The 13581-nt window shown below is 36.4% G+C and carries 12 protein-coding genes; 9 read left to right on the top strand and 3 right to left on the bottom strand.

The annotated features are described in order from the left end of the window. Position 1 precedes the first annotated feature (1 nt). The 3 genes from C8N46_RS08770 to C8N46_RS08780 all read right to left on the bottom strand — a co-directional run bounded on the left by C8N46_RS08770 (position 2) and on the right by C8N46_RS08780 (position 5592). Positions 2 to 1225, bottom strand: a complete 1224-nt coding sequence (locus C8N46_RS08770) for a TolC family protein (protein WP_108114500.1) — start codon at positions 1223 to 1225, stop codon at positions 2 to 4. Next, positions 1215 to 5081, bottom strand: coding sequence for an efflux RND transporter permease subunit (locus C8N46_RS08775; RefSeq protein WP_108114501.1), 3867 nt, complete (start codon positions 5079 to 5081; stop codon positions 1215 to 1217). The genes C8N46_RS08770 and C8N46_RS08775 overlap by 11 nt, the downstream gene beginning before the upstream one ends. Before the next feature lie 100 nt (positions 5082 to 5181). Further along, positions 5182 to 5592, bottom strand: a complete 411-nt coding sequence (locus tag C8N46_RS08780; protein WP_108114502.1) for an HYC_CC_PP family protein — start codon at positions 5590 to 5592, stop codon at positions 5182 to 5184. 854 nt (positions 5593 to 6446) lie between these two features. On the opposite strand from C8N46_RS08780, the gene C8N46_RS08785 reads away from it, so the two are divergent. The 9 genes from C8N46_RS08785 to C8N46_RS08835 all read left to right on the top strand — a co-directional run bounded on the left by C8N46_RS08785 (position 6447) and on the right by C8N46_RS08835 (position 13409). After that, positions 6447 to 6983, top strand: coding sequence for a hypothetical protein (locus C8N46_RS08785; protein ID WP_146169773.1), 537 nt, complete (start codon positions 6447 to 6449; stop codon positions 6981 to 6983). A gap of 154 nt (positions 6984 to 7137) precedes the next feature. After that, positions 7138 to 7644, top strand: a complete 507-nt coding sequence (locus tag C8N46_RS08790) for a hypothetical protein (RefSeq protein WP_108114504.1) — start codon at positions 7138 to 7140, stop codon at positions 7642 to 7644. A 168-nt stretch (positions 7645 to 7812) separates the two neighbouring features. After that, a complete protein-coding gene (locus C8N46_RS08795) occupies positions 7813 to 8307 on the top strand; it encodes a DUF6602 domain-containing protein (RefSeq protein WP_108114505.1) in 495 nt (164 codons plus the stop codon). A 17-nt stretch (positions 8308 to 8324) separates the two neighbouring features. After that, positions 8325 to 8666, top strand: a complete 342-nt coding sequence (locus C8N46_RS08800; RefSeq protein WP_108114506.1) for a hypothetical protein — start codon at positions 8325 to 8327, stop codon at positions 8664 to 8666. A gap of 219 nt (positions 8667 to 8885) precedes the next feature. Then, entirely contained in the window at positions 8886 to 9290 is a 405-nt protein-coding gene (locus C8N46_RS08805; protein ID WP_108114507.1) for a hypothetical protein, read from the top strand. A gap of 511 nt (positions 9291 to 9801) precedes the next feature. After that, positions 9802 to 10281, top strand: a complete 480-nt coding sequence (locus C8N46_RS08820; RefSeq protein WP_146169774.1) for a hypothetical protein — start codon at positions 9802 to 9804, stop codon at positions 10279 to 10281. 312 nt (positions 10282 to 10593) lie between these two features. Then, the gene (proC, locus tag C8N46_RS08825; RefSeq protein ID WP_108114511.1) at positions 10594 to 11403 is read left to right on the top strand and encodes a pyrroline-5-carboxylate reductase; all 810 of its coding nucleotides are present in this window, start codon (positions 10594 to 10596) and stop codon (positions 11401 to 11403) included. A gap of 1 nt (position 11404) precedes the next feature. Next, positions 11405 to 12184 (top strand): glutamate 5-kinase, encoded by a 780-nt coding sequence (gene proB, locus C8N46_RS08830; RefSeq protein ID WP_108114606.1) that lies wholly within the window; start codon positions 11405 to 11407, stop codon positions 12182 to 12184. Positions 12185 to 12209: 25 nt separating this feature from the next. Beyond that, positions 12210 to 13409, top strand: coding sequence for a glutamate-5-semialdehyde dehydrogenase (locus C8N46_RS08835; protein ID WP_108114512.1), 1200 nt, complete (start codon positions 12210 to 12212; stop codon positions 13407 to 13409). Positions 13410 to 13581 lie beyond the last annotated feature (172 nt).

Here is a 13581-nt window from a genome sequence, read left to right on the forward strand (position 1 = left end):
TTTAGTTTGTGATTAAAAATTCGATGATAGCCGTGTTTGCCAAACTGGTGTTGAAATCGTTTATTTTCTTCATTTCAAACCCCAATTTTAATTGATCGAGCGCCAATAACTGCTCAAAATCCATTTTGTCCGTTTGATACGCCGCTAAAATGACTTCTTTGGCTTGATTGGCTTGTGTGATATTTTCTTCTTGTATTTTAATGCTTTCCATAGCATTTTTCAACTTATTTTTTGCTTGTTCATACGCAATGCGCAGTTGATTTTTTACCGTCGTTTTATTTTGAACAATCGCTTCTTGCTCCAATTGCAATTGCTTTTGTTTAGAAACGTGTTTTTTGTTGAACAGCGGAATGGAAACCGACACCATGGGCATGATAATGTCCTTGCCGTTATCAGGCATTGAAACGCCCGAACGCTCTGCAACCAACACATAATCCAATCCGAAACCAATTTTCGGATTTCCTTCTTTTTTGGCAACAATTTCCGATTGCTGCAATACCTCTTCCATGGCGTCTAATTGTTGTAACTTTGGATGCTTTTCAAGCATTTCCATTGTTGTAAGAATGGTGTTTTCTTGAATTTGAAGCGAATCCAATACCAAAACCTCTGCGGTGATAGGTCTGTTAAGCAACACATTAAATTGCGCTTTTTCACTTTGAATGGTTTCTGAAATTTCTTGAAACTGTTGTTGCAATTCGTTTTTCTTCATCTTAATATGCAACACATCCACCATATTGCTACGATTGTTTTCGAGTTCGTTCAGCGCTAACTTTTCATACGTGTCCAAAATCTCAATATGTTGTTGGGTGATATTGTATTTTTGTTGCAACGTATACAAATTGTAATACGCCATTTTAACATTCAGTCGCAACTGACGCTTTAGGAAATCAATTTCACTTTCTTTTGCCGTTGCGAGTAATTTTGCGTTTTCTTTTTTCGCTTTTAAGATACCAAACCACGGAATTTGTTGACTCGCCGAGAAGCGTGCTTTTTGCGGTCCAACTCTGGTTTCTACTTCTTGTGCAAACACACCAACACCTACTTGTGTATTGGGCAAGCTTCCGACTTCGTTGACTTTTTCCAACGTGCTTTCGTATTGCAATTGTTGGGCTAAAATTTCCGAACTATTTTTTTCGGCTTCCGCCAGATAGCTCTCTAAAGTTTGTCCATTCGCAAACTGAATGCACCACCAACCAACGATAATATATATAAAATTACGCTTCATCAGTATTTCTTTTTAATTGAATTTCTTGATGCCAACTGTATAAAACGGGCACTATAAATAAGGTAATCAACGCGATTAACATACCACCAAAACTCGGAATTGCCATCGGAATCATGATGTCGCTTCCGCGTCTTGTAGAGGTTAAAATTGGTAACAATGCTAACAATGTTGTGGCAGTAGTCATCAAACACGGTCGAATTCGCTTTTTTCCTGCGGCAACCACCGCATTTCGAATCGATGCTGTGTCCGTTACTTTTCTTTTTGCAAAACTTTGTTTTAGATAGGTTGCCATAATCACACCATCATCTGTGGCAATTCCGAATAAAGCGATAAATCCTACCCAAACCGCCACACTCAAATTGATGGTTTCTATTTGAAATAATTGTCTAAGATTCGTTCCGAAAATATCAAAATTCAAAAACCACGATTGTCCGTAGAGCCAAATCATGATAAATCCACCCGCAAAAGCTACGGCAATTCCACCAAAAATAAAGAGCGATGTCGCAATGGAACTGAATTGAAAATATAAAATCAAAAAGATAACTAGCAACACAATTGGAATGATGATGGACAGGGTTTTTTCGGCGCGGACTTGTTGTTCGTAGGTTCCTGAAAATTCGTAGCTCACTCCTTTTGGTACTTGCAAACGTCCGTCTGCAATGCGTTCTTTTAACTGTTGTTGTAATTGTTCAACCAACGTAACTTCGGCGATGTCTGATTGCTTATTGAACAGCACATAACTGACCAAAAATGTATCTTCACTTTTAATCATTTGCGGTCCTTTTTCGTATCGAATGGTCACCACATCTTTTAACAGGATTTCCGAACCGTTTGGCAAGGGAATGTAAATGTTCTCCAAATCGCTCGGATTGGCGCGCAATTCTCTTGGATAGCGTACACGCACGTTGTAACGCTCGCGACCTTCCACAGTTTGCGTCACCATTTTTCCACCAATCGCCACTTCCAAAATGTCTTGCACTGCTTGAATGGACAATCCATAACGCGCAATTTCTTCGCGATTGATATCGAGAATCAAATACGGTTTTCCAATCAAACGTTCGGCAAAAACCGTTTCTTGCTTGACTTCGGGTACTTGTTTTAGAATTTTTTCCAATTCCAATCCAAACGCTTCAATTTCCGCCAAATCAGCACCTTTTATTTTAATTCCCATTGGAGAACGCATGCCTGTTTGAAGCATGATGAGGCGTGTTTCAATCGGTTGTAATTTGGGCGCCGACGTAACGCTTGGTATTTTGGTGTTTTGTACGATTTCATTCCAAATATCATCAGGCGAGTTGATATGCGGTCGCCAATTGCGGTAGAATGCTCCGTTTTCGTCGGGGATTAAATCTTTCGCGGTGATTCGTTTCGAAGCAGTTTTCGATACAACGCTCGTTCCTCGCGCCACTCGAACTGACGTGTTGTTTTCATTGCTCGTTTCTTGCGCCTTTTGAACTGACGTTTGGTTTTTATTTGTCACATCGAGCGCAGTCGAGATGTCTTTGTTGTTCTCATCTAAGCTCGAACTGACATTTGTATCGTTTGTCACATCGAGCGCAGTCGAGATGTCTTTTAGTATAAATTCTCCTTTATCATTCACCTTAAACCGTTGTGGTTTGCCGTTTTTATCTAGGATATATTCAGGTTTGTAAATGATGATATTTTCATACATCGACAGCGGCGCAGGATCGAGGGCACTTTCTACACGTCCCGCTTTTCCAACTACCGTTTCAATCTCAGGAATGTTGGCAACTGCCATGTCTAGCTTTTGTAAAATTTGTTTGTTTTGCTCAATTCCCGCATGTGGAAGCGAGGTTGGCATTAAGAGAAACGAGCCTTCATTAAGTGCAGGCATGAATTCTTTTCCGGTGTTTCGCCAAATAGAAATTCCCGCAATTAAAATCAATAGCGGAATGCTTAAAAACACAAGCTTGTTTGCCAATGCCCAGCGCAATAATCGCTCGTAATAATGAATAAATACTAGAAAACTTCCAATGACCAATCCGCAAATCAAGGTTACAAAAACAAAATTAAGACTGATGTGATTTGTGTATCCCAAAGGTCGCCAATAATAACTGAGTAGTATCAACAATGTGACAATTGCGGTGACAATATGCAGTTGTTTTTTGGTTTTTGGTGTGATGATTTTTTGTATTTCCAACACATTCACAACACCAAAAACAAACAGCGCAATTCCTAAGTACATTCCGTTAAAAATTGCGTAGCTACTGATTGCTATTAAGATTATATTCAAGAATAACGAAGAGCGTTTTCGCATCGATTTCCATCCAAACAACCATGCGGCTATAGCTGGCAATACAAACAATGTTATGATAATTGCTGCTACCAATGCCATCGTTTTGGTAAAAGCCAGTGGACTGAATAGTTTTCCTTCAGCACCAACGAGCATAAATACAGGAATAAAACTAACAATCGTTGTGAATACAGCAGTTACAATGGCGCCTGAAACTTCCGCAGTTGCGTTGTACACAATTGTATTGATAGCAGTGTTTTCGGTGTCTTCTTCTATATGCCGCGTGATGTTTTCCACCAATACAATTCCCATGTCGACCATCGTACCAATGGCAATCGCGATTCCTGAAAGTGCCACAATATTGGCGTCTACATTTCCTAGTTTCATCGCCACAAAAACCACCAACACCGCTACAGGTAAAATACTTGCAATTAAAAATGAAGCGCGCAAGTTGTACACCATGATAATGATGATGAGCAAGGTAATGAGAATTTCGAGCGACAGTGCTTCTTCAAGCGTATGTAAGGTTTCTTGAATGAGTTCGGTACGATCGTAAAACGGAACAATGGTCAATTGCGATGTCCGTCCGTCTTTCAATACTTTCGTTGGCAACCCGCTGGCAATGGTGTTTATTTTTTCTTTGACATTGTTGATGACTTGCATCGGATTCGCGCCATAGCGAGCCACGACAACACCACCGACAACTTCGGCACCTTCTTTGTCGAGAATACCGCGTCGTTCTGCTGGACCGAGATATACGCTAGCCACATCTTTTATCAATACAGGCGTAAAGCTTTCCGATTTGATTGGTGTGTTTTCAATGTCTGCAATGGATTTGATATACCCCAAACCACGTACGACATATTCCGCACGATTGATCTCCAAGGTTTTTGCGCCGATTTCTTTGTTCGTATTGCGGACAGCATTGACCACTTGCGCCAGCGTGAGATTGTACTTTTTCAGTACGTCTGGTTGTACGTCAATTTGATATTCTTGTACAAATCCACCAATAGAAGCCACTTCCGACACATCGGCAGCGCTAGACAATCCGGGTTTTACATAATAATCTTGAATGCTGCGAAGTTCTCGCAAATCCCAGCCGCCTGTTACATTTCCGTTTTCATCTCTACCTTCTAAGGTGTACCAAAATATTTGTCCCAAACCTGTAGCATCAGGGCCTAAGGTTGGTTGTACATTTTCGGGAAGTAACGAACTTGGTAGCGCGTTGAGTTTTTCCAAGATACGACTGCGACTCCAATAAAAATCCACCTCATCGTTGAAAATGATGTAAATGCTAGAAAATCCGAACATGGACGAACTGCGGACCGTTTTTACACCTGAAATTCCCATCAATGCTGTCGTGAGCGGATAGGTAATTTGGTCTTCAATATCTTTTGGGGAGCGACCTTCCCATTTGGTAAACACAATTTGTTGGTTTTCGCCAATATCAGGAATGGCGTCCACTGCGACAGGATTCTTGGGGAAATCGCCCAAATTCCAATCGAATGGCGCTGTGCTGAGTCCGAAACCAATCATAGCAGCGAGTAGGAGTGCGGCTACTAGTTTGTGTTCTATGATAAATTTGATGCTATTGTTGAGCATAGATTTTGATATGATACGTGATTACTACAATTAAAATTTCGCATACGCGAATGTTTTCCAAAAGTCTTTGATTAGGAAAAACAGTAGAATTCGTATGAGATCAAATTAAGTAGGTTTCGTGAAGTACCTGTATGTCGCGTATCAATGGTGGCGGCACATACGGTTTGTACACAGCTTTTTCCTCGTCAGTTGCAGGAAGGATAAAAATGTAACTATATACAAAAGCTTTGAGGAATGCTATTGTAGCAACATCCAATTCTTGTTTCGATGGCAATTCGTCTTGTCCTTGAATTAGGGTAGATACATCATCGCAGCAAGATTTTTGTTGCATCGTTGTTTCCTCAGTAGTTTTCGTTTCCATTTCCATACCGCAATCATCAGCTGCAATACCGATTGCAAAGCTCATTTTAACGCCACCACACACATGTTCATTAATGGTAAACGAAAACGTAGAGAATAGCACTAAGAGTGCCAAGGCTACAGAGCAGATATGTGTTAGAAACGATTTCATCAAATGCAAAGATAGGAATTTTTTAGATACGCTTCGCTTTTAGACTCGCTTTGCTCTTAGATGTTAGACTGCTTCGCTGTTAGAGTTTTAGTATTGGCTTCGCCTGTTGGTATCGCTTCGCTTTGGATTTGCTTTACTGTCATTCCTGCGTAGGCAGGAATCTATTTTTGTTTGAAATTCAGGAGATTGTTTTATTGGGTAAACAATTTACGAAGTTCATTGTTACATTTTCAAATTGACTCCACGCTGTCATTCCTGTGTAGGCAGGAATCTATTTTTGTTTGAAATTCAGGAGATTGTTTTATTGGGTAAACAATTTATGAAGTTCATTGTTACATTTTCAAATTGCCACATTTTCAAATTAATTAGTACGCTGTCATTGACTTCATCGAATCTTTGATTTTCGGCGTCTTATGCTGAGTCTGTCGAAGTAGGGTAGGAATCCATTATTTTAAAATCCTCTTGCTTTTGAAAATACTTATCTTTTTTTGACAGAAGCTTGTCGCATGGCTGCAGGATAGTTCTGTTTGTTGGGGAAAGCATGTTGCGCGTCAGCAGGAAGGAATTCCCCATTTTTTAAAGTCTTTTATTTAAAATGACAATGCTTTACGGAAAACTGCATTGTGTATGTGTGGGTTTTGTTTTACATTTATGGGGAATAATGGGAAGTTGTTTATTATTTAGTTTCTGTTATTTACTAGATGTAAACAGGAATTCCTGTTATACGTACGTTGTGCGTCATTTAATAAAAACCCGTGAAATACATTAAACTGATTTTTATTTTACTTTTTTTTAGTTCGTGCTCAACGAATAAATCCGTAATTGGGTTATATGGAAAATGCGGAAATGAATATTTGGATTGCACTCAAATTGAACTGAAATCGGACAAAACATTTGAATATTTTATTTTTATGGATGTTGGTGGCGGAACTGTAGTCAAAGGAAATTGGGAACAAATATCTACTGACAGTATAAAACTGAACACATTTGAACAACCAAAAAATCCAAGTACGACTTATAGCGGAAAAATAAATCCTGACCGAATTGAGAATATCAAAATTACAATCCGAGATTTGGAATTACCTCTTGCAGCTGCGTTCATTGTAGTGAATGACCAAAACGCTGGAAAAGCAGCAAACGTGAATGGAATTGCGGAATTGGAAACTCAAAAAATAAAAACAATTACATATCATTATTTAGGACAAAAAGAAACAATAGAAATCGACAATCCAAATTATAACGAAATAGAAATTATTGTGAGAGATTTGGACTTAAACGCTGTTCCGAGATTTTTGACTGATAAAATAATGGTTTTGAATAACGGAAAATTGTTTTTTAACGATGGATATTCATTAAAGAGAACCAACTTGAAAAACAAGCAATGGAAATAAAAAACGAACGCACAACAATGTATAACCGCAATTACGGCGGATTCGACTACGTCCGAATCCACTCGGAATTGCTAACGTCTGTGCCAAACCGAAAATTAACGCATATAAACCCGTAACTGACGGTTATACGAGACCGTTGTGTGTCATTTAAGAAATGATTGAGAAAACCAAAAATATATTGAATAAAAAACACGTTTTGATTATTGGGAAATCCGAAATTGAAAGGCGGAATTTTATTAATGATTTAATCGTAGGTTTGAATTTTGAAGTGTATCGTTTTCCTTCAAATATGAAGTTATTTGATGAGTACTATGACTTTGTAAAAAAGAAGAAACTTTATGAACCTTGGTACAAAGCTAAAAGTTACAATGGAAGCCAAATTTTGGATTTTCATTGGGACTGGATTTCTGAGAATAATGCACTAATTGTTATGGAAGAATTTGAGCAGATGGAAGAAAGTTGGCGGATTGAATTATTAAGAATCTATTTAAATGAGATTGAAAACCGAAAAAAAGGCGAAAAGAAAATCCATTTAATTATATCTCAAGAAAGTGAAAATGGACTGACGGAAAAACTTGCTAAAGTTATTGATATTAGAGAAAATGAAAGACGGACTGAAAAGCAAGTTGTCCAGCAAAATTTAGAAATTATAAATATTTAAGAATAAAAAACTAACACACAACAAGCAATAAGCTCAATGAGCAAGCTGAGCTATGAGCTAATTTCATCGCGAAACGGTAACTTTAGAAATCAATTTGAACGGATATGCTCACTTAGCTTATCTCAACATTAGCTATAATAGCGTACAACAAATAATTATATAAAAATAATGAATGCAGTACACGGAAGTATTATTGAAAATCTCAAATTAATTGAAATTATATATGAGGAAACAGTCGATGCTTTCAAAAAAGATAGAACAAACACTTCGGATTCTAAAGAAGTAACAGTAAATCAATTTATAGAAAGTTATTTACCTTCGGATTTTCAAATAAAACTTAGAAGTAAAATTTATTCACTTACGCAAGAAACAAATAATATTGATTGTGTCGTTCTTTCACCTAATCACCCAAAGCTTATAACACCGAAAAGAGAAGTTGTTTTAGCAGAAGGAGTCTTTTCGGCAATTGAAGTTAAACCAGATATTGCAACTCTTACTGAAAAAAGTGAGTTTTTAAAAGGTTTACTTCAAATAAAATCGGTTAAAAACCTTTCTCGAGAAACTCAACGAATTGAAATATGGAAATTAACAGGAGAAAAAGAACCTCCTAAATATTATAATAAAATTCTTGTGTCATATTTTCTTCTAAATCATCAAAACTAGAAAATACTATAAAATTTATGACAAAGAAGATAAAAGATAAAATACTTGGACTTGAAGAAATTCCTGACCTTATAGTTTGTATGGATAAAGGTTTAATTTCTTATTCTCCTGCTATAAGAGAAACTAGTTTAGGAAAATATTTTATAGACAAAGGACTAACAGTACCTAAAAGTGCTTTTGTGAGTTATAGTTCTTCTGACAAGTCATCAATATTGATTCTTTTTTTAAGATATTTTTTAAATTTCTCGGCTTCTTATCATCTTACAACCAAATTTATAGTTAATAATTACCTAAAAGACATTAAAACAGATTTTGAAATAAAATTATATGATTCCAACGGAATACAAGTAAAGTCCTAAAAAACTACTATAGCTAACAATGTATAAGAAAACATAGGGCGTTTTAGGCTTAATTATGAAGGTCTGTATTTATTTGCAAAGTCGCCAACTATAAAATTTGGCATTTTCAATAAAAAAGATAAAAGCAAAATATTATATTTGGCTTAGTACCAAATCGAAACGTATCGCTTATCACCTGCCTTACGTTTCTTATACGAGACGTTGTATGCAAGCTGAAAAATGAGTAAAACGATTAACGAAATAGTAAACCGATTGAAAAAATATCCAGAAGCGGATTATGAATTAAATGCGGAATCGATAACTGTGAATCCGAAAAATGACAATGGATTTCCAGTCACGCTGACTGACAATGGAAATGGTGGATTTATGGTTGCGTTTGACTTTTGGCACGAGGAGTTTGATAACGAAAATGATGCTCTGAATTGCTTTGCGTTCGGACTTTCCAAAGACTGCCGACTGAAATTGACAAAAAAAGGAAATCGACCTATAAAATGGACTGTGGAATCTAATGAAAACGGAAAATGGATTGAGGACAGTACAACAGGACTAATTAACTTGAATTTCTGGAAAAAATCGGAGTATGAATTTTTACAAAACGACTTAATTAAGAGCATATCGGAATGAAAAAAAGCCAGCACACAACAACGGTAACCGTTCCACAAATCAATAATTCTACAAAAAAACAAGGCATTCTTAACACTTTTAAGAGTGCCTTTCTTTTGAGCTTCCTTATTGAATCCTAAAATTTACACCGCTTACAATCCAGCTATAGTGACCAAATAGTGACTTTATTTTAAAAATGACCAAAGCAAGTAATCTTGCTCCACTTTTTGCCGTTGTTGAAATGAATTTTAGATACTTTTTAAAGTTGTAAGCAATGACTAAATTCAATCGCTTAACTGAAAATTGTTGCATAATTTTTCTTGATAGATTTTCTTGCCTTGCATACAATAAGATACACAATTATTCAATATCTTAGACTTGTGAAACAGGCAAAACGTGTATAGCTTATGGCGAGAGAACGACTGCCAACAAGGTTTTCGCTCCGTAGCCAAGTTTGGTTTCGGTGGACAGGAAAGTGCTTCGAAACCGCCACAAGCCATATGCAAACCAATGTGTGCAATTAGAACATTGAATGGAAAAATGGAAACCAGAAATATTATTGAAGTTATTGTGGATAGGACTGACCTTAACCACAATCTATATTTTTGGTTGGCTGACCTTTGGATACTTGACATTCGGAAATCTATTTAAAGAGAAATACGGATTTTGGAATTTACTCTTACCAAATATCTTGACAGTTGGACTACTGATAATCTACACAAAAGAAATATTAGTCGGATATCAATCAAAATCAACTAATCAGAATTTAAAATCATTACTCATATTTTCAGTTTTAATAATAATCTTGACTTTGTTACAAATCCCTCAATTTGAGTTATTATTTACCGACCTGAAATCTGAACCTTGGCAAATCGTTTTATCATTGATTATAATTCTCACCTCATATGTTGGAATTATAATGAATAGAATATTGAAAATTAAAGAATTAAAAAACGAAAATCGGATAAAAATAACTAACCACAACAACGGTAACCGTTACACAACCCAATGATTCCACAAAAAACAAGGTATTCCTAGCACTTTTAAAGGCACCTTTCTTTTGGTGCTCGTTATAGAATTTTAAAATGAACTTCGCTTACAATCAAGACAAAATAGTGATTTTATTACATTTTGACACTGACAAGTTGTCGCAAACCTTTGTAGCCTAATTATCACATCATTAACGATTACGGTTAATTTTTTGAATCTCTTAACTATTTAAACGTATCGTTTAGGATATCATAATTTTATAAATGAATACTTCAAATACGGACTTCCGTATAGTTCTTGTGGCATATAGGTTATATAAATCAAACGTAACAAAATGAAAGTTTTAATGATTGGTGCCGGTAATATGGGACTTACTTTTGCCGAAGGCATGGTTTCTTCTCCATATCTCAAAGATGGCTATTTATTAGTATATGATAAAAGTAAAGATGTTGTAGATGCGCTCAGCGATGATAAACGATTTCGTCTGTATGACAATCTTGAAGATGCTGTAAAAATAGCACATATCATTTTTATTGCCGTAAAACCTCATCACTGTGAAGCAGTATTTGAAGAAATGAAACCGCATCTTAATGAACAACAAATTATCGTATCCTTAATGGCTGGTGTAACACTGGATTTTATAACTAGCGCAACGGGTTTAAAGAAAGCTGTAAGAGCAATGCCTAACCTTCCTGCAAAAGTTAGTAAAGGCGTAACTGCATTTACAGAAACAAGTGAGGTTTCTAAAATCGAACAAGTAATGATTCGAAATTTGCTAGACTCTACAGGCGTAACTATTCATGTTGAAAACGAAACCTTTATCAACAAATCCACAGGTATCTCAGGAAGTGGGCCAGCCTATGTATTTTATTTTATGCAATCCATGTTAGAAGCTGCCTTAAAAATGGGCTTCTCCGATTACGATTCTAAAGTATTGGTGGCGAATACCTTTAAAGGTGCTATCGAATTATTCAATCAATCGGATATTTCCCTAGAAAAATGGATTGATCGTGTTGCTTCAAAAGGCGGTACAACACAGGCAGCAATTGACTCTATGGAAGATAATAATGTAAATCAGCTCATTAAAGAAGCGGCGTATGCTGCCTTTGAAAGAGCTGTAGAACTAGGAAAAGAAAATGAATAATATGAGTAAAGATATAAAACGTGTGGTTGTAAAAGTAGGAACCAACGTACTGACAAATAAAGACAATCGAATATTAGGTCCTGTGCTGCGAGAACTCGTACGACAAATCGCGGTTTTACACGAAGAGGACATTAGTGTTATCCTTGTATCTTCAGGTTCTGTGATAGCAGGAAAGGAAGTATTGGGTGATATCGCCATAAAAGATAAATCTATTAGGCGACAAGTGTATTCTTCGGTGGGACAACCACGTATGATGCACCATTATTACAAAACAGTGCACGATTACGGATTGCGATGTGCCCAAGTTTTGGCGACTAAACGTGATTTTGATTCAGGGAAACACCGTGACAATATGATAAACTGCTACGAAGGTCTTTTATCCGAAGGAATCATACCAATTGCGAATGAAGATGATGCCGTATCACTCACAATGTCGATGTTTTCAGATAATGACGAATTGGCTAGTTTGGTTGCAGAACTTTTGGATGCAGACCGATTAATTATTCTTTCAGATACTGACGGTTTGTATACAGGACATCCAGATGATGATGACTCTGAAATTATCAACGAAGTAAAAACACATGAAAATGTGGAAAAATATGTGCAATCTTCTGAAAAAGTAGAAGGTGAAGGACGTGGTGGAATGGCTTCAAAATTAAAAGTAGCCAAAGGAACTGCCAATAAAGACATTACAACCTACATTGCCAACGGTAAACGAGAAAATGTCATTGTAGATATTGTAAACGATAAAGAAGTAGGCACCAAATTTATAACTGCCTAAAATAATCTTAAAAAAAATTGAGTAAATGAAACTTTTAAAAACAGCTATAAAAAATAACGTTTTAAAATCCATGATTGAAATTTTAGAACGCGAACGAAAAACTATAATTACAGAAAATAAAAAGGACTTAGACGCTTTTCAACGAGAAGATCAAGCACTCTATGATAGATTGGTCGTTAACGACAAAAAAGTAGATGAAATGATTACGGCGGTGAAGGATGTGATGAGTCAAGACGACCCAGTTGGTCAGGAAATATCGAACAGAACCTTAAAAAACAATCTAAATATTGTCAATACGACAGCACCTTTTGGAACCATTCTTATCATTTATGAATCCAGACCAGATGTGACCATAGAAGCAGCAGTATTAGCATTTAAAGCCAATAACAAAATCTTGTTAAAAGGTGGAAAAGAAGCCTATAACAGCAATGTTATTTTAGAAAAATGCTGGCATGAAGCTTTAGAAGCGAATGGACTTTCCAAAGAATGGATACAACTATTACACCTAAAACGTGAAGAAACCCAAGAATTTTTAAGAAACCCAACTGAACCGCTAGATTTAATCGTTCCGCGCGGTGGTGAACGACTCATTAATTTTGTAAAAACACACGCTACATGTGCGGTACTCGTTAGTGGTAGAGGAAATAACTTTTTATATGTTTCTGAACATGCAGATTGGAGCAAAGCAGTCAACGTCATCATCAATGCGAAAACCGATAAAATATCGGGATGCAATGCATTGGACAAAGTTTTAATCAACAAAAACCTTCCAGAATACGAAATCAAGCTGAAAATGCTTCAAGAAAAACTTGAAAAGCATCAAGTTGAAATTTTAGTCGATGACAAAGTCTCTGATATTCTTTCTCAAAAAGAAAAAATTAAAGATACGGATATTTGGTACGAAGAATTTTTAGCGTTAAAACTATTAATTGGCGAAGTAAACACGTTAGATGAGGCTGTTGACATCATCAATAAGTTCTCCGGAAAACACTCAGCATCCATCATCACAGAAGACAAAACCGAAGCCATGAATTTTATGCAAAATGTAGACAGTGCTGCGGTATATCACAATGCTTCCACGCGATTTACAGATGGCGGACAAATGGGCGTTGGCGCAGAATTGGCAATCAGTACCGACAAACTTCACCACAGAGGTCCTTTAGGACTAAAGCAATTGGTGACCAATAAATACTATGTTTTTGGTGACGGACATGTAAGAGTTTAAAAAATACTCCTACTAATTTTATAAAAAAGACATTCTTAGCTCTGTTAAGAATGTCTTTTTGTGTTATATCGGAAACACTACGGAAAACCGCATTGTATATGTGTGAGTTTTGTTTTACATTTATGGAGAATAAGAGGAAGTTGTTGGAAAATGAGTTCCTGTTATTTACCAG

The organism is Kordia periserrulae, from assembly GCF_003054265.1.
Lineage (GTDB): Bacteria > Bacteroidota > Bacteroidia > Flavobacteriales > Flavobacteriaceae > Kordia > Kordia periserrulae.